Origin of the sequence: uncultured Thalassolituus sp., assembly GCF_950066645.1 — a bacterium.
In the GTDB taxonomy this organism is placed as follows: Bacteria; Pseudomonadota; Gammaproteobacteria; order Pseudomonadales; family Oceanobacteraceae; genus Thalassolituus.
Genome location: NZ_CATMFB010000011.1, coordinates 1 through 23,394 on the forward strand (window position 1 = coordinate 1; position 23,394 = coordinate 23,394).

A 23,394-nucleotide genomic window follows, 5' to 3' on the forward strand; every position below is an offset into this window, starting at 1 on the left:
TATGAAGAAAATCTCGACCATGATGGCTACGCCTCTGCACGCATGTCGTATCCGTGTGACCTGAGCGAGGTCAGCTACCCGTCTACCACGCTGACTGGTGGCTTTACTAACACCAAAGAGCAGATGTTCTGGCTCGCAGATCACCTGACCAGTCATGGTATTGTTGTTCTCACCATCACTCCGACCAACCCACTGTCTGTGCCACCGATCTGGCGTAAAGCTCATATCTCCGGTTTCAACGTACTCGCAGCAGAGAATGATCGTGCCGACAGCCCTCTGGAAGGTAAGCTGGATCTCGATAAGCGCAACATCATGGGTTACTCCATGGGTGGCGGTGGCGCCATCATGGCCGCCGAAGAAATGGTCGAGAAGCCTGCGAGCATGATTGCTCTGGCTCCCTGGCTGGGCGCCTACAACGTCGACTACACCCAGATCACAGTGCCAAGCATGATCGTGGGTGCCGCCGAAGACATCGTGGCAGTCAACAGCGAAGTCTATTACCCGCAGTTCCGTTCTGATATCGAACGCGGCCTGGCGATGATCTCTGACGCCAGCCACCTCGACTTCATCAGCACCGGTGATGAGATCGAACAGATGCGCATCCGTACTATGGTTACTGCCTTCCTGGAAGTTCAGCTGAAGGACAACGACGCAGCGTACGGTTACTTCGATGGCGACGAGCACGAAGAGCACCTCGCCGAGGGCTGGTTCAGCGCCTTTGATTATCAGCGTGACTGATTAATACGGCCAAAAGGCAGCCGAAGGTTTCTGAGGCTGCCTTTCCGTGCCAGACTGCTACTCACTTACCCAACAGATACGCCTACCCGACGCTTATGGACAGAGATGCCGCGTGTATACCGCTCGGTCATATACTGACTTACTTTTCCATCCGCGAAAAACCCGATTTCGAAGAAGAACTCGGCCTCCAGACGCTGGACACTGAACGAGCTTCCCGACTGAAACATGTTCAGGATCTGATCGAAATCAGCATGGGAATGGATCATTACGAAGCCTTCCTGAACGTCGGCGTCGACCTCTCAGATGGCATCGTAAAGGACAGGTTTATCTCAACCGGGCAGGTCGTTGGATTGGTTGACCAGGCGGTGAAACTCTTTGATATGCCCTACCTAGGATTATTCATCGGCAATATCATGACCGTCTCTCATTATGGAATGGCGGGTCTTGCCGTCGTCTGTCAGCCGTCACTCCACGAAGCCTGTCTTCTGCTTTCACGCTTCTGTAGTGAATACTTTCCCCCGCTTGATATCTCCGCGCATGTCGGCGAAGAAGAAAGCTGGATGACCATCGAAGAGAATATTTCTCTCGCGCCCTACACCGAGTTTTTTATCGAACTCAATTTTGTCAGCATCTATAACATGCTCTCCGATCTCGCTGGCGGAGACCCGGACATGATGCCGACACGAATAGAGTTCGCCTATCCAAAGCCGCCCTGGGGTCACCTGTACCAACGCTACTTTAATTGCCCGGTCTACTTCGACCGCCCACAGAACCGGATGATCGGCCACAGCACAGGGGCAGATAAAGAACTGCCACTGGCTAACCGCCTGATGGCCCTGACCGCAGAAAAAGCCTTCCTGCAGCGAGTACCCACGCGGGCGATGAAATACCTGCCACTTAAGCTCAGAAACTTCCTGATCCGCTCGTACGGGGCCAACCCGTCGCTGGATACCGCCGCCAGAGAAATGGGCCTGAGCAGCCGTACACTGCGTCGCAAGCTTGCCGAAGAAGGCACCAGATACAAGAACGAAGTCGAAAAAATACAGGAACGCTTCGCACGGGAGTACTTTGCCCGGGGTGGCAACTCAGTTACGGAATTATCAACTTCATTGGGGTTTGCTCATACCTCAGCCTTCAGCCGGGCATTTAAGCGCTGGACCGGGCAGAGCCCGAGTGAGTATTTAGAACGGCTAAGACAGCAGTAAGATACAGTCTCAGAATTAAGTCTCTATTCTTCAATAGAAATCAGAAAACGACGAACGTCCACTTCCTGACGGAAAAACCTCTGGTACCGAGGAGAAATGCTCAGACTCAGGAAGCATTACAACTGCATCACTTCGGCTCCACTTCAATCTGTTGGGCGTCATATCATCTGTATATATCGTGAACCAAAGAGCCACTGCGAATCATCAATCCTCATCAATCAGGAGTATGTACTACAGTGAGCGTCCTACTAACTTGTATGGTTTCGCTATTAACTCTGTTATTTCTCAGCGGGTGCACTGCCAACCGTATTCTTTGAATTGATCAAGTTCAACTCATTAACAGCATAGATAAAAATACAATATGATAGAACAAATGAAATACTGATGTAATAATAATAGCTATCCTGTCGAGTAGAGAAAACCAGAATAGTAAAAGTATTAACCAAAATTTTCACCAATGATATCAATAAAACAGGAATATTAAAGAACATTGCGATTTTAAATTTCAGCCTATCACGAAAAGAGAAAACAAACCCTAATATACATCCGACCACAGTCCAAGTAACAACAGCGTATGCATAAGAACTGGAGTAATAAAAAACAAAAAATATCCTATATACATATTCACTCAACATAAAACACATAAAAACAAAAGCCAGCAATGTCAGAAATAATCGAAATAGAACTTTATCTTTCATAACAACTAATAACCTGAGTCTACGATGCCTTACTATTTGGAAAGGCGTGATCACTTGATTTAAACGCCCATATGAAAGTTGACGATTCAACAAAGATGCCTCTAGCATATGCATGGATAAATTCTGATCAATCCGGAGAAAATACTACTGTGGGTGCGCTATTATTTTTCGACAACACCTCAATACATCCGAATAATTTACCTATGATTCTATTCTCTTCTTCATCACTAAGTGCAACCAAAGAAATCGTCATTGTATCGGAAACACTCCCCTCATATATGTATCTCAAATAATTAAATCTTGGGTCATTATTATCATTAACAACCTGTTTATATTTTCGAACTTCGAATCCAGATTGATTAAAAACACCATCCTGGATTGACTCGATCGAGCCATGAGAGTCGGTCGATGATGCTGAAAAACCTTTATTATCTGAAGAAAATGTCAAAATAGAAATTTCATCATCCCCCTGGAAACTATTTCCACCAATATTTGAATAACCATTAGGAAAACTAAAATCTAAACAATCTTTAACTTCGTCTTCCTCATAACAACCTATCAACGAGAAAGCGATACTACTGAGTACTATCGACTTCCATAGTTGCCGAACACCTTTGGAAACCGAAATCATAAAAAACATCGTAATATTTGTCTTAATAAGTATCAATATATCCACCTAATACATTTGAAAATTTGATCAAAAGTGAAATTTTTCACTGATGTCAACTGACCGAAAATAAACTTTAATGAAGAGCTGTAGTTATCCTCTAGCTTATCCTGAGCTGTATTCGAAAGTGTATCCAAGGCCTCCTGAAGGGGTGCCGAGGGACCGTGAAGCAGAGATGAATCTAGCGTCAAGCGAACAAAAAAAATTTGCTCACCAATACTCTCGCGACGTAATACAAGTCCTCAGTCTTTCACTTCCGTATACAACTCTTCATTAGGCATGCTACGAATTTGTTTCCTCAGAAATTCAAGCGCTTCGTCTTTGGCCTTTAGCCTGTATATCTCCGGTTCTTTCTTAAACAAATGCACCGTCGCCGCAGTAATCGCGCCATACGCCGCATCACCACCGGTCGCCTTTGCGCCAAGCGCCCCAGCAGCCATAGTTCATGTGACTCTATTGCCACCCCACCCGATAGTCATTACTAGTCAGCATCTGAACGGTGATAATAAGGAGTAGCATCCAGAGAAATCTTTTGCTTTTGTGGCTTTGGTATAGTGCTGATCCTTCGACGAATATGCCTCTAGTATATGTGCCGATAAATCATGATCAATCAGGAGAAAATACTACGGCGGGGGACTATTAGGTCCTCTATTAGTTCCATTCCAGGCCATAGTACCCAGTCAACTGACTCTCGACGCGGCAAATGTTGTCCTTAGAAAAACAACAACCTTCTCTATCGAAACTAGGTTCCTTAAAGATAAAGAGAAATCTACAACCAAATCATCTGCAATAAAAACCTGCTTTGAACAACTAACATGCCGCAACTCGGTTATACTAGAGCCAGAACAGATGGCAACAAAAAAATCATCCATACTCGCAGGAAGCTCTCCTTCAGGAGGCCTTGAGAAAACATAAAATAGCCCGCGATAACCTGCTTTTTCAAATACAAAGTAATAACCACTGTTTTCATCAAACAGAACTTCTCTAGAGCCATAACCATTGGTTGCGTACCAAAGGTTTGAGTATTTCCCAGGAAAATCAAACCTGTCTTTTTCGTCCTGACTGACGTGATACATGGCACCAGTAACTTCTTGATCAAGTGACTTTCTCGTTGGCGTGGATACTCCAATGTGCGAATTTATCTCATCACCTGAAAATTCAAAAACTAAGCTATCCACATATTGATCAAGCCCAACTAGCGACCTTACCCAAGACCAAGGAGATAGATCAGGGATATTTTTCTGCGGAAGAGAAAATTTATGTGCGCCTATGTTGTAAGTCACTTCAGAGCCAAAGCTTATTTGCGTAAACGAACCAAAGGCCAGTATGAAAAAGCAAACTAGGATATTAAGTGTTTTCATTGCGTATCACACCCCTTACACCAATCTAAAAATGGAATGTAATATCTCGACACATCTGCTTCCCGCAACATCAATGTCAACGGAGTTCCACCAAATGTAGCATTAGGCAACCCTAAATCATTGAAAACCTGATGATATACTGCAATTTGTCGTGAATTCAACAACCCAGGTACATCAATTAATACTGGGAATATCATTTTCATCGGAAGTACCTATTCATCCCGAATTTCACCGAAAAAATTTAGGAAATAGAGCAGAAAGTCAAAAAAATGACAGATATATCACCCATTCCGTTCGCTGAATTTTCTTTAACGCTTTTAGTAATTCAGTATCCATAGAATTTCTCAGCAATAAAAAAGGCTGCATACGCAGCCTCTTTTACAACAGAACAATCCGATATCACGCAGCCTTGTTCTTCTTACGGTTCTGGTTGGCCTGAAGCTTCATCACACCAACGATGACCTTCTGGTACCAGGAACCCATAGTACGGACCATCAGGTCGAACGCAACGGCGTCTGGGCCAATCAGTACACGACGCTTGTTCTTTTTAACGCCGTTAAGGATGGTCTTCGCCGCCTTGTCCGGCGTAGTGATAAACAGGCGCTCGAATTCTGCTTTAGAGTCATCTGCGCTTGCGCCAGTGATTTCTGACGACTTCTCGTTGAAGCGGGTCGACTGCGCGATATTGGTTTTAATACCGCCCGGGTGTACACAGGTGGTGCTGACGCAAGAACCCGCGATATCCCGCCCTGTCGGAAGACATCAAGAGTAATACCCTAGAGTTCTCAAGCCAGCGGGGGCGGCACATCAAGGCTTACGAGAAGAACGACCACCAAAGCCCCCCATTAGACAATGCCTGCCAATGACGTATAATAGCCAAAATTTCATCCATGGAGTGGAGCATGAGCGCTAAAAAAGTCGTTTGTCTGATGTTATCTGGTTTCTTACTGACTGCTTGCGGTGGCGGAGGTGATAGCACCGAATCGCAAACAATAGAAGAGTTGGCAGAGACTCAAGAAGCAGCAGGGACTGAAGACACCACCCCTTTCAATTCCAATGGAGTCTGCCTGGATAATGACAGCTACACAGTCACTCAACTCGGGGTTAATATTTTTCAATTTGAACTTCCGGAAGACGCTTGCGTAGGCGCCGATGATAGTTTAATCCGAAAAAAATCCGTGCCGATTCAACTCGAGAATGAAAATCCAGTGTTTTCACTATCTTCGCGTGCAATATTCACCAGCGACAAGTCTCCTAGTAATACATATGCGTACACATACGCTACTTTTTCAATTACAAATAACTCGGCATATAACCACTGCTTTGTAAGCCTCAATGACCAACGAATATTTTATGGCGGGGGAAAGAGAGTTCCAGACGTATTAGATTTTAACTACGTCGATGGGGAGCTGATGTACAAAACATACCCACCTTCTGACAGATTTATGAGCACCGATTCTTGCTTGGGGCCAGGTGACACCCATGCGTTCAAAGTAAGTATAAGTCCTAAGTCTGACGAGGCGTTCAGCCTGGATTCAATAGAAAGCATTACGATCGACAATATCACCTCGACTTCCGGTTTCATAAGACCAGAAAATTTCACACCTGTCGGGTATTCATGGGAAGACTCCGGTCGTATTTTCTTTAATTTTCAGAACACTACGAAATACAACTTTGTGGGATCAGGATCCTGGATAAACTACTACGACACTGACAATGAAATCATAAAAACAGGTTTGTTATTTGATGAAAGTGATAGCAATTACTCTCCGTCAGAGTATATAGACTTATACGGAATCATTGGAAGACAATTCAAATCCCGAAAATTTACGCTACTACTTGGCGGTGACCTTCGCCCCACAGAAAATTTATCCGCGCTTTCCTTAAAGGCTCCGACGCCTACCATTAATTATGACCGACAGAAATACCAAGAAGAACGGAATCTAAAGAATAGGGAAAAAGACAATTTAACGAGAGCCATGTAAATAGCTCAAAAAGAAGGCCGCTATACTTCAGTTAAGCGGCCGATGGTGCAAACCAGGTTGATTAAGCAGCCTTGTTCTTCTTACGGTTCTGGTTCGCCTGGAGTTTCATAACCGCTACGATTACTTTCTGGTACCAGGAACCCATGGTGCGGACCATCAGGTCGAACGCAACGGCGTCTGGGCCAATCAGTACACGACGCTTGTTCTTTTTAACGCCGTTAAGGATGGTCTTCGCCGCCTTGTCCGGCGTAGTGATAAACAGGCGCTCGAATTCTGCTTTAGAGTCATCTGCGCTTGCGCCAGTGATTTCTGACGACTTCTCGTTGAAGCGAGTCGACTGCGCGATGTTGGTCTTGATGCCGCCCGGGTGTACACAGGTGGTGCTGACGCAGCTACCGGCAATATCCAGATCCTGACGCAGTGACTCAGTCAGACCACGCACTGCGAACTTAGACGCGTTGTAACCGCTCATCAGTGGCTGTGACGCCAGACCGAAGATGCTGGAGATGTTAACAATGTGGCCTTCACCGGCTTTTTCCATGTGCGGCAGGAATGCTTTGGTGCCATACAGTACGCCGTAGAAGTTGATGTCCATGATCCACTTGTAGTCTTCGATAGACAGATCGCCCACAGTACCCGCCAGAGCAACACCGGCGTTGTTGAATACCAAGTTGGCTTTACCGTGATCGGCGACCACCTGATCAGCCCATGCATAGAAGGCGTCTTTGTCAGACACATCCAGCTTCTGGCTGGTGATGTTGACCGGATACTGCTTCAGAATCTCGACGGTTTCTGCCAGGCCAGCTTCGTTTACGTCGCTCAGAGCTACGTTACAGCCCTGCTGTGCCAGGTTGATCGCCAGTGCGCGTCCGATACCAGAACCGGCACCTGTGACTGCTGCTACTTTACCGCTCAGATTTTTCATTTTTTTCTCCTTCAGGCATCAGGCCGACGCCTGAAATATTGTCTGTCGTCATACGTTTCAGTGATACTGGAACTCTACGTTAACCAGACTGAAATCAAAGGGTGCTTTCAGCCAATATATGTCAGTAAAACACCCTGCTTTGGCAGAATTTGCGGCGCACTCAGCGCATGCTGTGATCGCTGCGTTTAAAGTTTTTCGCCAGCAGCCAGAAGCTCCAGCTGAAGCCCGGAAACATAGCGATAACCTTACCGCTTTTGCTCTTGTACCAGGAGTTACAACCGCCTTTTTCCCAGACGGTTTTCTTCATTTCGCTGTGAATATGATTGGTGTAACGCTCTTCGGCTTCAGGCGTCACTTCAATCGACTTCGCGTGCGCTCCACGCACACGGTGAATCGCCTGCATGATGTAGTTCATCTGCGCTTCAATAACGAAAATCGCGGACGTATGACCAATACCGGTGTTTGGCCCTGTGACGATAAACAGGTTAGGGAAGTCCGGAATAACAGTGCCCAGATAAGCACGCGGGTAATCTTCCCAGACGTCGCTGATGGCCTTGCCGTCACGACCAATAACAGGGTACGAAATCACGCCGTCTGTGGCGTCATAGCCAGTTGAGTAAACGATCAGGTCCAGATCGAGTTTTTCACCTTTTTCGGTGTTGATCCCGGTTTCAGTGATTTCATCTATGCCATCGGTCTTGTCATGCAGAAATACGTTGTCACGACAGAACGCCGGATACAGCGTATTGGAAAGAATAATCCGCTTACAGCCAATGGTGTAATCTGGCGTCACTTTCGCACGCAGCTCCGGGTCTTTAATCTGACGGCGGATATGCGCAAGTGCTGGCTTCTGAGCAGCAGCCTTCAGGCCGGCTTCGGAATATTTAAAGCCGAAGATACGTGTTTCCAGGCCCCAGTAAATGCTCCAGCGCAGGAGTTTATAGAGGAACTTATTCTTCAGCAGCGCGCGCTGCCACGGCTTGAATTTACGGTCATGGCGCGGCATCACCCAATGTGGTGTGCGCTGAAATACATGCAGTTCTGCAACGTCTTTGGCAATTTCAGGAATGATCTGTGCAGCACTGGCGCCGCTACCAATGATGGCAACTTTTTTGCCTTTGTAGTCGTAGCTGTGATCCCAGTCATTGGTATGAAATGACTTACCCTTGTAGCTATCACGGCCCTTGAAGTTCGGAATAACAGGCGTGCTCAGCGGGCCTGAAGCGTTGATAATAAACTGACTTTCGTAAACTTCACCGTTATCCAGCTGGATATGCCAACGGCTGATGTCGTCCTGCCACTCGACCTTGGCTACGTTGCAGTTGGTGTGAGTGCGCTCGCGCAGACCATATTTAGTAATTACGTGCTCAGTGTATTCATTCAGCTCTTTCTGGTTCGCAAACATCTGCGACCACGGATACGGCTCATGAGAAATAGAATACAGAGGTGATTGCACATCCACCGCCGCGCCAGGATAGGTGTTCTGACACCAGGTACCGCCCATGAAGTCACGACGTTCAAGGATGACAAAATCTTCACGCCCCTGCTTCAGCAGGTTGATCGCCGCACACTGGCCACCGAAACCACTACCGATAATCACGATGTTGTATTGCTTCATCTTATTTTCACCTCTGTACTGAAATCACCCATCTGACGACAGGTGATGTCACTTTACTTCTGACGACACGTGATGTCAAATAGCTGCATGACGTCTTCTAATTCCTCTCCATCCGGGCGCAGCTACCGGGGCATGACCCCTGAACAGCGCGCCGCCCAGCGCCGTGAACGCTTCGTAGAAGCGGGCCTGAACCTGTTTGGCAATGAGGGCTTCCACGCCACGACGGTGCGCAAGCTCTGCAAAGAAGCCGGCCTGACAGACCGCTATTTTTACGAAAGCTATTCCTCCATGGAGGAATGCCTGATCGAAGTTTATGAGCGCTGCCTGCAGGGCATTCTCGCCCGTTTGCAGAAATCCCTGACTAACGTCGGTGGCACTGACTTTCCGGAGGAGCTGATCAGCAAGTTGCTGAACGACTTCTTCGCCGAAATGGAAGACCCAAGAGTAGCCAAAGTCTGCATGTTTGAGGCCGAAGGTGTGAGTGATCACATGCATACCCTCTATAACGACTACATCCGACGCTTTGTGATGATTCTGATGGGTGCGTCACGTGCCTATGTCAAAGACTGGCCGCTCGATGAGGAAGAAACTGAAGTGCTGGGGAATGCGGTCGTCGGTGGTATTATTCAGGCTACCCGTAACTGGGCGGTCAACGGCTACCACCTCAAGCGCGAATCGCTGGTTAACGGCATTATGGTCATCTTCAAGGGCACTCAGCTCCTGTTAGGCAAACAATGAAACTCGACGACATCCGCAAACTGCACCAGAAGAAATACCGCCAGCAGCATCAGAAATTTCTGGTTGAGGGTGAACACCTGGTGCTGGAACTGGAACGTGCCTCCACGGCAAACCCGGCGCTGCTAAAAAACACCGAGCTGTTTGTCACCGAGCAACACAAAGACTGGCCTGCTCCTTTCAGGCGTCACCTTGTCAGTAACAAGGCAATGACGCAGATGTCAGATACCAAATCACCTCAGGGTGTTATCGCTCTGGTGAACATGACCGACCTGTCTCCGGCCGCGGATGCCAGCCAGAAAGCCGTCTATCTGCACGAAATTCAGGACCCCGGTAATCTGGGAACCATTATCCGCACACTGGGCTGGTTTGGTGGCTTCCGCCTGCTGCTGAGCCCGGGAAGTGTCGATCCGTTTAATCCCAAGGTTGTGCGCTCCAGTATGGGCGCCATTTTCCACCTGCCTATCGAGCTGGATGTCGATCTGATGTCACTGCCTCATCGTTTCCGCAACATCGCCACGCTGGATATGCAGGGCGAACACATGAGCCATACCTCCTTCCGTGCCTGCGAGTGCTATATCTTCGGCAACGAAGCCCGCGGAGTACCGCATGACGCCCTTGAAGCCATTGATCCACATACCTTTACTATCCCCGGGTGTGGTGCCATCGAATCGCTGAATCTTGCAACAGCGGTCAACATGGCTGCCTACGAAATCAACCGCCCCTGACTCTTTACAGGATTATGTGATCATAATCTGTCCTGTGCCGTTGCCCGCGCCCGCCTCTTGAGGGACAATACCGCCCCTTTTTCACCAGTGGCAACAATGCCGCTGGATATAAATGCTAAGCAATCGTGATTCAGGAGTCGTACATGACCACCCGTACCGAACTGGCGAATGCCATCCGCGCACTCAGCATGGACGCCGTGCAGAAAGCCAAGTCAGGACACCCAGGCGCCCCAATGGGCATGGCAGACATTGCCGAAGTTCTCTGGAACGACTACCTGAAGCACAACCCGGAAAATCCGGAATGGGCTGACCGCGACCGCTTTATTCTCTCGAACGGTCACGGCTCCATGCTGATCTACTCGCTGCTGCACCTGAGCGGATACGACCTGTCGATTGACGATCTGAAGAACTTCCGTCAGCTGCACTCCAAAACGCCGGGCCACCCGGAATACGGTTATGCACCGGGTATCGAGACCACTACTGGCCCGCTGGGTCAGGGCATCGCGAACGGTGTCGGCATGGCGCTGGCAGAAAAAGTTCTGGCAGGTCAGTTCAACCGTGAAGGCCACGACATCGTTGACCACAACACCTACGTGTTCCTGGGCGACGGCTGCATGATGGAAGGTATCTCCCACGAAGCCTGCTCACTGGCCGGCACACTGGGCCTGGGCAAGCTGATTGCCTTCTACGATGACAACGGCATTTCTATCGATGGCGAAGTAGAAGGCTGGTTCACCGACGATACTGTTAAGCGTTTTGAATCATACGGCTGGCAGGTAATTCCTAAGGTGAATGGCCACGATCCGGAAGAGATCAAACAAGCCATCGATACCGCCCGCGCTAACAGCGAGCAGCCAACTCTGATCTGCTGCAAAACCATCATTGGTTTCGGCTCGCCGAACAAAGAAGGTAAAGAAGAGTGCCACGGCGCGCCTCTGGGCGACGACGAAATCGCACTGACCCGCGAGCGTCTGGGCTGGAAACACGGTTCTTTCGAGATCCCTGAAAACGTTTACGAAGGCTGGAGCGCAAAAGCTAAAGGCGCTGCTGCTGAAAGTGCATGGAACGACAAGTTCGCTGCGTACGAAGCTGCTCACCCAGAGCTGGCGGCTGAATATAAGCGTCGTATCGCTGGCGACCTGCCAACTGACTTCGCTGCCAAAGCACAGGCCTACATCGAAGAGTGTCAGGCCAAAGGCGAAACCGTTGCATCGCGTAAAGCGTCTCAGAACACTCTGAACGCTTTCGGCCCGATGCTGCCTGAATTCCTCGGCGGCTCTGCCGACCTCGCAGGCTCTAACCTGACGCTGTGGAACGGTTGCAAGGGTGTGAGCGAGACTGACGCTTCTGGTAACTACATTTTCTACGGCGTGCGTGAATTCGCTATGAGCGCCATGATGAATGGCATCGCGCTGCACAAAGGCTTCGTCCCTTACGGCGCCACCTTCCTGATGTTTATGGAATACGCCCGTAACGCCGTACGTATGGCTGCACTGATGAAGCAGCGTGCGATTTTCGTCTACACCCACGACTCTATCGGTCTGGGCGAAGATGGCCCGACCCACCAGCCAGTAGAGCAAGTGGCGAACCTGCGTAACACTCCAAACCTGCAGACCTGGCGTCCTTGTGACACGGTTGAATCTGCGGTGGCGTGGAAATCCTCTGTCGAGCGCAAAGACGGCCCATCGGCGCTGATCTTCTCTCGTCAGGGTCTGCCTCATCAGGACCGTAACGCCGAGCAGGTTGAAGCCATCTCCCGCGGTGGTTACATCCTTAAAGACTGTGCTGGCACCCCTGATGCCATCATCATCGCGACCGGTTCTGAGGTCTCACTGGCGATGGAAGCGGCTGAGAAGCTGAGCGGTAAGAACATCCGTGTTGTTTCTATGCCTTCTGCCGAAGTCTTCTGTGCCCAGGGCGCTGAATACATGGAGCAGGTACTGCCAAGCGCGGTGACGGCTCGTGTTGCAGTGGAAGCTCTCCACAAAGACTACTGGTACAAGTTTGTCGGCCTGAACGGCGCCATCGTCGGCATGGACACCTTCGGTGAATCTGCCCCTGCCGGTGACCTGTTCAAAGAGTTCGGCATCACCACAGACACCGTTGTTGATGCAGTAAACGGCCTGCTGTAAGCCCAGCGCTTCAGTCAGACTGTGAAATAAAAAACCGGGCCAAGCGCCCGGTTTTTTTATGTCTGAAAGGACAGCGTCGTGTAAAGCCAGTCAACCATATTGACTGCCGTGATAAGCTCGACTTAAACACTAATAAGGAAATATCCGTGTCCAGAATCATCAACATCACATTATTACTTTCCCTTCTTAGTTCACCTTTCGCATTTTCAGATACTGATAGTGATGGAGATCTTATCTGGGATATGCACGATAATTGCCCTGATATCGCGAACGCTGAACAACAGGATTATGATTCAGATGGCGAAGGAGACGCCTGCGACAATGATATAGACAACGATGGACTCACGAATGAGGAAGAAGACAACGTCGGTTCTGATTCCTACAATTCCAACGACTACACTATGGACAGTGATAGCGACGGATTCGGCAACCTGTTCGAAGCAATCGCGGGTACGGATCCACTCTCTTCTGAATCGCAGCCGATCATTCCAGGCAGCTATGATATTGACCTGACCCAGAATCCAGATGATTTTCCCCTGGGCCTACAATCTGGTCAGTTGGCTGAGACACCAAATGGAATTCGGCTCAGCCTGCAGAGGTCAGCGACCGATGAAGATGAATATTTAACGGGTAAGTTGGCTTTGGCAACCAACTTCCCCGAACAAACTCTCGTCAACATAGTAGCTGAGCTTGATACTCCCGAAGGAACTGCTGCCTCAACCAGGATTTACACTGATGGATCGGGGTCCGGCAGGTTCATCCAGGCTGACTCTGGCGAATTTGTCGTAGCTTCAAGAATCAGCGCTGGCCCAAGAATAGTTACGCTCAATTATTCTGCGTGGACATTAAGTGATGATCTTGCCCCAACACTTGTTCTAAAGAGGGTACTGACTGGTCAGGATACCGACGACGATTATCTGCTTGTTCCTCTGGACGGCTGCCCGCTTGAGAGCTCGGGGCTTACTGACAGCGACGGCGACGGTCTGCAAGACGAATGCGATTATGATGAAGCAGACAGCGATTCTGATGGGGTTCCAGATGGCGGTGATAATTGCCCTACTGTATACAACCCATTCCAGGAAGCCTTAACCGATCAATACTATTTTTTCGGTGATGCCTGCAATCCTGATGACGATTTCGATGGCATTCCAGATGAGATTGAAGATCTGCTGGATTACCGGGACTCCAGAGGCGGGGACCTGGAGCGGCACGAATATGGGTTTCTGATTCATATTATTGATACAGATACCGACGGGGACGGGGCAAACGACGTTTACGAGATTAATACGGGTACAGACCCGTTCACCTTCGATACCTTTGAAACAATTTCGCTCACCGACTATGTGCCACTTGGTGACATTAAATACACTTACCGGGCACACGTGACAATTTCCCCTCCTGAATACAACACCGATTATGAGGAAACTATTTCAGAAGAGTCTCCCGGTGTTTACAAAGAAACCGCTTACGGTTTGTTTGGAGGTGGACCTCATTACTACCGAATAGGCAAAGACGGCATCTACCTGAAAGGATATGACAACTGGCGAAATGGCGATGGCTACGAAGAAATTGACTTGCTGCACTTGCCATTCGAGCTTCAGGAAGGTGGTAGTGTACCATCATCAGGTGCCTCGAAATGCAGTGATGAAGGCTGCAGACCGCACTTTATCTATATGATTGATAAAGGCGAGATGTTCTTTGATGGTGAATACAGGGAATACGTGACACTAGTCTCTTCTACATTTGGTTTTGACCTGTACTACATCTACCTTAAAGACATCGGCCTCTATGGCACTCACTATATGAACCTAGTCGACTACGAGATCACTAACCGTGTCGATGTTGCTGCGATTGCCGCGGCCTTGCCAGAACCCGAAACGCCAGTGGAAGTGGAGCCACAACCCACCAGCGAATCATCGTCTTCCGGCGGCGGTGGCGGTGCGGTTAATCTGTTCTGGATGCTGTTAACGATGGTGAGTCTGATCTACCGCCGAAAATATCGGTCAGCATAAGATTGGTATAAAAAAAGAGCCGCTACTGCGGCTCTTTTTCCAGGTGTTCAACAATTCAGATACAGCCCTGTCGTATGGCTCTCGCTACCAGCAGGCTACGGCTGTTTACGTTGAATTTTTTATAAAGATTATGCACATGGAATTTCGCGGTACGTTCAGACACGGACAGAATGACGCCGATTTCCCAGTTGGTCTTTCCTTCTGAGATCCACTTCAGTACTTCTGCTTCTTTCTGAGTAACGGAGGGTTGCTCGTCGAATTGCTTCACTTTCAGCAGATACGTCTGGATGCATGGCATCAGGCTTTGCATAAACTGGTTTTCTGCGTGATCAAGCTGGCGATCCAACGCCAGAAAGAACATGCAGTTCAGCTGTTCGTCCTGAAAGTCCGTAGAGACCTTTCCAACCAATGCCGGACCGCCCCCCGTATGGCGACCACACTCAGGCTCGTCGGCATCTGTTGAATCGAGTCGGAAGATGGTGTTGTTGAACGCATTCATCTGGCTGGCCAGCGAATTAGATTTCAGGTAATCCGACTGCAGATACACAGACTCATCGGTGACGTTGATGCCATGCACAGAGTCGATTGAACTGATTTCCCGGCCACTCTGTGAGCAGTTGATAAACACACCCCAGTCGACCGGAATCATATTACTGACACGCCCAAAGACTTCGTCAGCCACCTGTTTGCTGTCTGACGCCAACAGCTTAAGGTGCAGATCCAGTAACCCCTGCTGAACACTATCCAGTACCGGATGTCCGAACGCTTCTTCCATCTGCATCATAGAACGCTACTCCTGAGCTGAGTTCCTTCTCTGGTCAGATCACACTGCCTGTCATCCGACGACAATACGAAATTGAAACAGCCAACACTGAGAATAGCAATTGATCTGATTTCATTCTCTTCAGAACTGCGCCGAAATCTTAAAATAGAGGCGGCTGTTGTCACTAAACTGTCCAAACTGGCTCCGTTTATGTCCAAAGTACTGGACCACACCAGTATCTACGCTGACTTCCTGAGTCAGACGATAAATCAGATTCAGCTTATTGAGGTACCCAGTGCGACCTGACTCGCTGTCTGACAAGGTGTTATTCATCAGTGTCAGCCGGTCTGCCCTGAAATTCTGGCTGACGGTGAATGACATCTGATCTGACCGCGCTCCATCAACATTGCCCTTTTCGGGCAGCCAGTGACGGGCAAATTGTATATTGGTGGTAAAAGCACTATAGGAATAATCGAATCCGATTAACGCGCTGCTTTTATCCGCCTGATCTGCCTCACCCTGTTGATTCCGAACGTAACTGCCGGGCATGTATGCCAGATCACCACGGACGATCCAGCTAGCTATGGGGGTAGCCACCGACACACCCGCCAATTTTTTACGCCTCTGACTCAACTCAGGTCGCCCTTCATCATCTGAAAGCAGGATAGGCTCACCATCCCAACCGTAATAGCTGTACAGGCCAAGGTCCCAGTCTTCTGCAGCCACAAAACGGTAGCGTAGTGCCGCTGACATCGCCTGCGCGGTATAGCTGTCAGGTTTGTCCCAATTGGGCCGTACCGGGCTACCTGCAAACAGATCAAACTCGGAGTCGATGGCAGGTAAACGTGGTGCTTTCACCTCAGGAATAAGCAGCAATTGAATATCACCGTTATCAAGCATCCTGGTGGCATTCATCATGGTCAGAGGTAACCGGCCCTCTTCAAAGTCGTCAATATAAGCAAGCACATTTTCGCGGCCATCGAGTGGATTAACGACATCCAGAACCCGGAAATAATCGCCCTGCCCCCAGGTCACCTGCTGTTTCCCCAACACCCACTCCCAGTTGCCCGCCATGCAGTTCAGGGTCAGTTGTCGTACTTCCAGACGGCTATCCCATTCCTGATCATCCGGGTCGCTTATCCCAGGCCTGGCGCGTTGATCTAATGCCATTCCGCGGATCTGATACGCAGCAACACAGGCATCACCGGCATCCAGTTCTCCACTGTATTTTGCGAAGAATTTGTCCGCTGCTTTGCCTGAAACTTCAGACCCATGATCGTGCTGATAGTACACTTCGGTCTGAGCCGTAGCGGACACTGGCAATGCCAGTGCCGCAACTGCAAGAACGAAGGCGGGCTTTGAGATGACCGCCATTACAGCCCCCGTTTAAGAGCAACCATGCTGAACTGTGCATCTTTAACCGGCAGGTTATAGTCGATGCTGTTCAGTTTCAGTTGCGTTACATCTCCCGTCTGGACGTTGTTTACGTGCAGCGAGGTGACGGTCCAGAACCCGTCTATCAGCTCTATCGTGTCAGCGGACATGGTTTTGATATGGTGTCCCTGCTCATCAAAGTATTCTTCTTTAATAATCAGATGACGCGCCGGATCTACCCAGGACACTTTACGGGTATAACCAGTTTTAAACACCGTATTATCATTGGCAGCCTCACCCGTAATACGGGCAGTGCTGACACCATTGATCACTTCATTTCCGTCCAACTGATATCGGAAGTCCTGAAGCTGAAGGCGCTCAAGATCGGCAAATGACATTTCACTACTGACGAAGCGCCCACGCTTATTCTTAGATGATAAGCGCTTTACCTTTTTCATCGCCGGGATATAAATCCAGATATCGTCATCGCGATCAGACGCTTCTTCATACGCGTGAAGCATGACGCCAGTACCAGCCACATCGGCAGGCTGACTGACGTATACCATCGACTTGCTGTCCTGCCCCTCATCGGTTTCCAGCATGGTGATATGCCGGACACGTTCGAAGCCATCTTTGCTGGTGAGCGTCATAGTAATGTCTGACTTACGGCTATCACCATCTGCACGAAACTTCACCTGCTGCATCAGTTCGTAGGCTGCCGGGTCACTTTCTGACGCACTGGCGAAGCCGGCCGAGAGCGAACAGATCAGTGCCACTGTGCTGATGGCCGTTTTCTTTAATGACGGTATTTTCATGACACTGCCTCCTCTGCAGTCAGGGATAACTCTTCCTGTGGTGCACCGACAGAGCCAGGGAAAAGACGGATAAGCATCGGTAATACAAAAAGAGTCGCCAGCGCAGAAATGACCATGGTCATCGCAATCAGGTACCCCAGATTGGCCAGTGCAGCGAATGTAGACAGACCCAACATAGAGAAGCCGAGACTAAGTACCAGAGTGTTAAAGATCACTGGCCGGTAAACCCCACTCAAAGCTTCTTCAATAGCTGGATTAACGTCCATTCCCTGCTCACGCTGCTGGCGGTAGCGGCTGATAAAGTGAATCGCGTAGTCGACACCTACACCAATCGCGATGGCGGCAACCAGTGACGTTCCGATATCCAGATCCATTCCAACCAGCGGCATAATCGCAAAGTTAATAAATACCGTCAGTGTGAGCGGCAAGGTACCAAGAATACCGAACACCGCAGAACGGAATACCAGCGCGAGCAGAACAAAAACGCCCAGCAGAGACCAGCTCAGGCTGGCGATCTGACCGTAGATCACTTCGTTCTTGGTTGATACCAGAAGCTCACCAAAGCCGCTTGCCTCAATCTCAACAGAAGGCGGCAGCACCGAGCGGGCGTAAGGCAGAACATCATTCAGAGTCGCTTCCATCACGCTCGACTGATCAGAGTGGTTAAACACAATAATCCGCGCGTTCTGATATTTCTGATCTACGGTATCAAAAATGCCCCGGCCATCACTGCTCTCGTACAGGAAGAAATACTGCGCCAGCAGATCATCACCACCCTCAGGCAGCGCAAAGGCTTCTTCGCCACCCGCCAGCAATCGCTGATTGAGGAGTTTAATGAAATCGACCGGTGAGTAGCTGAAACCAACGTCTTCATGTTCGGCCAGGCGTGCCTGAATTTTCTCGATGGCCTGCAGCAGTTCCATCTGCTTAAACGTGTCTGGGGCATCCGCTTTCAGGGTAATGCTGAACAGCATGGTACCGGCAAAGTAGCTGTTAATGATCTCATCATCGACACGGATCTGACTGTCAGCATCAAAGTACTTAATCGCTTTGTTATCAATATTCAGTTGCGACAGTGATACACCCATCACAGCAACCAGAACGATAAATGCGAGTCCGGCCGCTTTTGAGTTGCGTGCCAGGCCATTATTCACAGCCAGTACCGAGTTTTTAAGTTTGCGGTCAATCATATTGTCGTCGGTCGGATCTTCCGCCGGTTTTACGCGGGCGAACTTCAGCAATACCGGCGGCAGAAGCAGCATGGTAATGATCAGTGCGAAACACACGCCCACTGCCACAAACAAACCGAACTCACGGATAAAGGTGATATCGGTATTCATCAGTGACAGGAAGCCAACGGCAGTCGTCAGACTGGTTACCAGCATAGGAGCCCAGAGGGCTTTCAGTGTCTGAGACAGTGCCCGCTCTTTAGAACCACTCTTCGCGTGATGTGAAAATTCAGCGAGGAAGTGAATAGCATCCGCGACCCCAATAGAAATCAGGAAGACCGGCAGCATCGTGGATACGATATTCTGTTTCACACCGAAGGCCGTCATCACTCCCAGCGTCCAGATGACGCTCAGGATAGCAATCGTCAGAGGCAGCAGAACACCACGTGGATTACGGAACATAATCAGCAGCACCGCCATCACCACCAGAATGACCGCCGGGAAGAGGCGATCACTGTTTTCTTTCATGGATACTGCCGTCTGACCCGCCGTGACCGGGGCGCCACCCAGGTGATAGCTATTTACGTCAGAGGTCTGCCCGATCAGAGCCTGAGTTGCCAGATAGAAGAGCTGCATATTTGGAGCATCGTCTTCCGGAATCAGCAACTCTACCTGCATATTGGTTGCTTTTGCCGTGGTCTCAAACAGTGCGCCCATCAGCACCTGATTTGAGAGTGCTTCTTCTCTGAGGTCCTGAATGCCCTGCTCGGTGCGAGGAACGGAGAACATCATCGGATGAATATCCAGCATATCGTCTTCGCTGGTAATACTCTCAACACTGACAATACTGCGGACTTTTTTCACCGGACGAACACGGATAAGAAAATCATTCAGCCAGTTCTGCTGCGTAACACTCAGGTTACCAGTGCTTTTCAGGTAGCTTTTCAGATCGACCACACGATCGTAGTCTTCCGGAGAGAAACCACCGTCGACAATCTGCTCGATAATCACACTGGCACGCTGATCTGCACCCAGACTATCGAGCATCGCTCTGTCACTGTCGCCAGCCAGGGTGACTGCCAGAATGTTATGGTGCAGGTCATAGATTTCCTGCAATGACTGACGGTTAAAAATAGTCTCGCTGTTACTCACAACAGAGATAAACAGGGACTCTCCGCTGGTCGTGAACTGATCTTTCACGTAAAAATCAGCCTGACGGCTGGCATGATCCGGCCCTAAAAAATAAGGCGTTGCGTTAGTTTTCATATTGGGCAGCTGACCAAGTGCTGCCACCGTAATACCGATAAGTACCAGTAAAGATACCCACCAGAAACGCTGCATCGCATTGCTGTATCGTTCAGCGAAAGTTTTCATAATCTCATCCTGTTCAGTATTTTTCAGCACGGCTGCAGAGCCATAAATTCATTACGGATCTCTTTCCAGATCGCGTTCTTCTGGATTTCTGCCGTTCCTCCTGCGATGGTTGCGCCAAGAGAATCCAGCATGCGGCGGCAATACGGCGTGTCGTGTTTGTAGCCGTGATTACCAAAGATCTGGATCGCACTTTTGGCACAATCGAACGTCCATTCAGCGGCGTTCATTTTGGCGATAGAAGCTTCCATAGAGGCGTTCTCGCCCTTGCAGAATTTATCCAGAGCCTTGTAGCCCATCGTGCGCGCAATTTCGTAATGAGAACGCATGCCTACCAGGCGCTCCTGGATGTACTGGTATTCAGCAATCGGACGCTCGAATGCTTTCCGTTCAAAGCTGTAAGACAAAGCACTCTGGTAGGTCGGCAAGGCATAGGCATTCACCGCGATCGCGGCGAGAATCCGCTCGTACAGAAACGCATAACGCAGCACGCCAACGCCACCACCGACGGAGCCCAACACATGATCATCCGATAACGCATGGTCGTTAAACGAAATACTGCCCGTGGGGGTGCAGCGGTTACCGATCAGTGGAAACGGCTCCGAACGGACAATCGAATCGCCATTGGTTTCGCAGATATACGCAGTAATATTCTGCTTTTCTGGAAGATGCGGAGAACGGGCAAAGAAAATAAGAAGGTCAGCGACAGGCGCATTGGTTATGTTCCACTTAGTACCATTCACCAGATAACTGTCTTCGCCGTTCAGCTCGGCGAGGGTAGAAATACGCACGACATCAGAGCCACAATGCTGCTCAGTAATTGCAAAGCTGCCGACATACTCACCCGACCCCAGCTTCGGCAGATACTTCAGACGCTGCGCCTCGGTACCGAACTTAAGCAGCGCTCCCTGCATCAGTGCAACATGCGCAATAAGTGAAACAATGATTGAAAAGTCATCACACCCTTCAACCAGGCCTTCAAGCGCGGCCGCAAAATCCATTTCGGTCAGGCCCTGACCACCATATTCCTGAGGAATATGCAGACGAAAAAAACCGGTATCCGCGAGCTTCTTCCAGGTGTCATAGCAGAAGCTACCAGCACTGTCGCGATGTACCGCCTCGGGAGCGATCTGTTCCCGGGCATAGTTTTCATAAAACGACTTCAGTTCCATCTGTACCTTATTCATGTGAACTCCTTATCTGATATCAGGCTGTGATCAGCTCTTTGGTTAAGTGGGAGAGTTTTTCTGTCACCTGAGCCATGCGCTCCGTGCGCAACATCAACCAGGTGTCGTTATCCATTTCCAGAGCCTGGTTGAACCAGGCGAGGGCACTGCAGTCCATATCACTGAGACGGAAAGCAAACGGCAGGAGGTCGTCTGCGAAATAGCGGGGGTAATAGAGGTGATCTGGCGGCAGCAGACGCTCACCCACTTCTGCGAAGCAATAATTCACGCCCAGCGCCAGAAGATTGCGAATCTGAATGTTTTTCTCACCGTCGCCAATAATGGCAACGGCATCACTGCCGGGAGTCTGCAGATATTCAAAGGCCGCAAGTAACATTTCACTGACCGAGCGCACCGCCAGCGGGTCGTTTTTTCTTAACCAGCCATTGCGGACAACCCGCCCGACTTCACGGACCTGACGCACCGGAAGAAACTCCAGCCAGGGGATGTTACGGAAGGCCGCCCTCCCCCAGGCATTTTCCGTTGCCAGAAGCGGACGACTACGATCCCCCATCAGGCCGCGATAATTTACCGGCTTTTTAATGGTGCAGTACGCCAGCAGCTCGCCCGTCATCGAATTCAGCACAATGCAGTGAATGTCCTCTGCGGTGAGCGAGTCGACAGGCTCGCACTCAAGCGCAAGCTGCTCAGCCAGTGATTCATTCAGAAAGCCCACCGCAGCATAATGAACAAATGCAAACCTCAGCAGATCTTCATTATCCTGCTGAGAAAGCTCATCACTGCTGATCAGCAGGCTGGTCACCCCCTGACGCTCGTGCTGAATATACTGCTGACGTTCAAGCAGATGGGGTAACCTGGGAGGCTGATAGCGCTGCACCAGAGACTCAAAGTAACTCATGTCAGGCTTCCTGCTCGGCGGCCTGCATGGCGTCCTGGATATAACCAGTGAGCCACGCCTGCTTCGTCAGTAAATCCAGTTTCTGCTCATCGTTCAGCTGAATCCCCAGCAGGTCACTGACGTTGATATTCAGTTCTTTCTGAAGCGCCTGGCCTTCAAGAACTTTCACCAGAGTCCAGACCGCCACCAGGCCGAACAGATCCGCTGCGACACCCAGCTGAGAGACAAAGTCTTTCCCCTGAAGAAGTACGGCTTCAAGTTCTGCATACATTTCATAGGGAATTTCTTTCACCGGCACCAGCAGCGCACAACAGATGAGGGCCGGGAGCTGATCAATCTGGTCTTCCGTAATCCGGTTATCCAGCAGAGACTGCTCAGGCTTGCGATAATCCAGAACATTGATGTACTGACACGCCGCCATGTCATAGCCGCTGACAACCACTTTGTTGTTAGCTTTGGCATAACGATGCAATTCGTATTTTGCTTTCAGGCCCGACGTAGTGGTGACATCCACACCGTCGATAATGATATCTGCGCGTGTTACCAGCTCTTCAACGTTCTCGGCGGTAATCCCAGACGACCAGGTTTCAACGCTGACATACGGATTAATGGCAGCACAGATTTCGCGGAAGACATCTACCTTCATCCGGCCGTCATCCGCCAGCGTCATCTTCTGGCGGTTCGCATTATTCACCTCGTAACTGCCGTTATCCGCTAACAACAGATGGGTAAAACCCGTTCTGACCAGAAGTTCGACGGTGCTTCCGCCGGTCGACCCACAACCGGCAACCAGTACGGTTGAACCCGCGATTTTCTGCTGCAGCTCCGCTGAGATAAAGGTGGTGTTACGCAGTGTCAGCTCACGATAGAGGTCGGCCGCCATAGTACTTTCCATGTTTTCGCTCCTTGGGTTGGTTTAGCAGTTAAGCTACCAAGGGACTGAAACAGGGGTAACTGTCCGACCGGACAGGCAGGGCTGTCACAAAACTGTCAACCTGTCAGAAATTGCCCTC

At 49.8% G+C, this 23,394-nt stretch carries 19 protein-coding genes; 7 read left to right on the forward strand and 12 right to left on the reverse strand.

Features of this window, described 5'->3' with window-relative positions; translation table 11 throughout:
• Window positions 1-738, forward strand: a 738-nt coding sequence (locus tag Q1L85_RS10960; protein ID WP_300433118.1) for a hypothetical protein, incomplete at its 5' end; no start/stop codon positions are given.
• A gap of 95 nt (window positions 739-833) precedes the next feature.
• The gene (locus tag Q1L85_RS10965; RefSeq protein ID WP_300433120.1) at window positions 834-1,943 is read left to right on the forward strand and encodes an AraC family transcriptional regulator; all 1,110 of its coding nucleotides are present in this window, start codon (window positions 834-836) and stop codon (window positions 1,941-1,943) included.
• 825 nt (window positions 1,944-2,768) lie between these two features.
• Here Q1L85_RS10965 and Q1L85_RS10970 read toward each other — a convergent pair.
• The 3 genes from Q1L85_RS10970 to Q1L85_RS10980 form a co-directional block, all read right to left on the reverse strand.
• Window positions 2,769-3,272: a hypothetical protein gene (locus tag Q1L85_RS10970; RefSeq protein ID WP_300433122.1), complete on the reverse strand. Its 504-nt coding sequence runs from the start codon at window positions 3,270-3,272 to the stop codon at window positions 2,769-2,771.
• Window positions 3,273-3,550: 278 nt separating this feature from the next.
• A complete protein-coding gene (locus tag Q1L85_RS10975) occupies window positions 3,551-3,748 on the reverse strand; it encodes a hypothetical protein (protein ID WP_300433124.1) in 198 nt (65 codons plus the stop codon).
• A 240-nt stretch (window positions 3,749-3,988) separates the two neighbouring features.
• A complete protein-coding gene (locus Q1L85_RS10980) occupies window positions 3,989-4,669 on the reverse strand; it encodes a hypothetical protein (protein WP_300433126.1) in 681 nt (226 codons plus the stop codon).
• Window positions 4,670-5,571: 902 nt separating this feature from the next.
• Between Q1L85_RS10980 and Q1L85_RS10985 the strand changes: the two genes are divergently transcribed.
• A complete protein-coding gene (locus Q1L85_RS10985) occupies window positions 5,572-6,654 on the forward strand; it encodes a hypothetical protein (RefSeq protein WP_300433128.1) in 1,083 nt (360 codons plus the stop codon).
• Window positions 6,655-6,715: 61 nt separating this feature from the next.
• Here the strand turns inward: Q1L85_RS10985 and Q1L85_RS10990 are convergent, their stop codons facing one another.
• Both Q1L85_RS10990 and Q1L85_RS10995 read right to left on the reverse strand, forming a co-directional pair.
• The gene (locus Q1L85_RS10990; RefSeq protein ID WP_300433130.1) at window positions 6,716-7,579 is read right to left on the reverse strand and encodes an SDR family oxidoreductase; all 864 of its coding nucleotides are present in this window, start codon (window positions 7,577-7,579) and stop codon (window positions 6,716-6,718) included.
• Window positions 7,580-7,739: 160 nt separating this feature from the next.
• Window positions 7,740-9,197 (reverse strand): NAD(P)/FAD-dependent oxidoreductase, encoded by a 1,458-nt coding sequence (locus Q1L85_RS10995; protein WP_300433132.1) that lies wholly within the window; start codon window positions 9,195-9,197, stop codon window positions 7,740-7,742.
• 87 nt (window positions 9,198-9,284) lie between these two features.
• Between Q1L85_RS10995 and Q1L85_RS11000 the strand changes: the two genes are divergently transcribed.
• From Q1L85_RS11000 to Q1L85_RS11015, 4 genes are all read left to right on the forward strand, one after another.
• Window positions 9,285-9,935, forward strand: a complete 651-nt coding sequence (locus tag Q1L85_RS11000) for a TetR/AcrR family transcriptional regulator (RefSeq protein WP_300433134.1) — start codon at window positions 9,285-9,287, stop codon at window positions 9,933-9,935.
• Window positions 9,932-10,660, forward strand: a complete 729-nt coding sequence (locus Q1L85_RS11005; RefSeq protein WP_300433136.1) for an RNA methyltransferase — start codon at window positions 9,932-9,934, stop codon at window positions 10,658-10,660. Before Q1L85_RS11000 ends, Q1L85_RS11005 begins: the two co-directional genes overlap by 4 nt.
• Before the next feature lie 143 nt (window positions 10,661-10,803).
• Window positions 10,804-12,792, forward strand: coding sequence for a transketolase (gene tkt / locus Q1L85_RS11010; RefSeq protein ID WP_300433138.1), 1,989 nt, complete (start codon window positions 10,804-10,806; stop codon window positions 12,790-12,792).
• Window positions 12,793-12,938: 146 nt separating this feature from the next.
• On the forward strand, window positions 12,939-14,804 hold the full coding sequence (locus Q1L85_RS11015) for a thrombospondin type 3 repeat-containing protein (RefSeq protein ID WP_300425233.1): 1,866 nt from the start codon (window positions 12,939-12,941) through the stop codon (window positions 14,802-14,804).
• A 55-nt stretch (window positions 14,805-14,859) separates the two neighbouring features.
• Here Q1L85_RS11015 and Q1L85_RS11020 read toward each other — a convergent pair whose 3' ends face one another.
• The 7 genes from Q1L85_RS11020 to Q1L85_RS11050 all read right to left on the reverse strand — a co-directional run bounded on the left by Q1L85_RS11020 (window position 14,860) and on the right by Q1L85_RS11050 (window position 23,276).
• The gene (locus Q1L85_RS11020) at window positions 14,860-15,588 is read right to left on the reverse strand and encodes a helix-turn-helix transcriptional regulator (protein WP_300425231.1); all 729 of its coding nucleotides are present in this window, start codon (window positions 15,586-15,588) and stop codon (window positions 14,860-14,862) included.
• 120 nt (window positions 15,589-15,708) lie between these two features.
• Window positions 15,709-16,941: a DUF1302 family protein gene (locus tag Q1L85_RS11025; RefSeq protein ID WP_300425229.1), complete on the reverse strand. Its 1,233-nt coding sequence runs from the start codon at window positions 16,939-16,941 to the stop codon at window positions 15,709-15,711.
• On the reverse strand, window positions 16,941-17,756 hold the full coding sequence (locus Q1L85_RS11030) for an outer membrane lipoprotein-sorting protein (RefSeq protein ID WP_300425227.1): 816 nt from the start codon (window positions 17,754-17,756) through the stop codon (window positions 16,941-16,943). Before Q1L85_RS11030 ends, Q1L85_RS11025 begins: the two co-directional genes overlap by 1 nt.
• The gene (locus Q1L85_RS11035) at window positions 17,753-20,299 is read right to left on the reverse strand and encodes an RND family transporter (RefSeq protein ID WP_300425225.1); all 2,547 of its coding nucleotides are present in this window, start codon (window positions 20,297-20,299) and stop codon (window positions 17,753-17,755) included. Before Q1L85_RS11035 ends, Q1L85_RS11030 begins: the two co-directional genes overlap by 4 nt.
• Before the next feature lie 23 nt (window positions 20,300-20,322).
• Window positions 20,323-21,483: an acyl-CoA dehydrogenase family protein gene (locus Q1L85_RS11040; RefSeq protein WP_300425223.1), complete on the reverse strand. Its 1,161-nt coding sequence runs from the start codon at window positions 21,481-21,483 to the stop codon at window positions 20,323-20,325.
• Window positions 21,484-21,502: 19 nt separating this feature from the next.
• Window positions 21,503-22,381, reverse strand: coding sequence for a hypothetical protein (locus tag Q1L85_RS11045; RefSeq protein ID WP_300425220.1), 879 nt, complete (start codon window positions 22,379-22,381; stop codon window positions 21,503-21,505).
• Between the two features lies 1 nt (window position 22,382).
• Window positions 22,383-23,276: a ThiF family adenylyltransferase gene (locus Q1L85_RS11050; RefSeq protein ID WP_300425219.1), complete on the reverse strand. Its 894-nt coding sequence runs from the start codon at window positions 23,274-23,276 to the stop codon at window positions 22,383-22,385.
• Window positions 23,277-23,394: the final 118 nt, after the last annotated feature.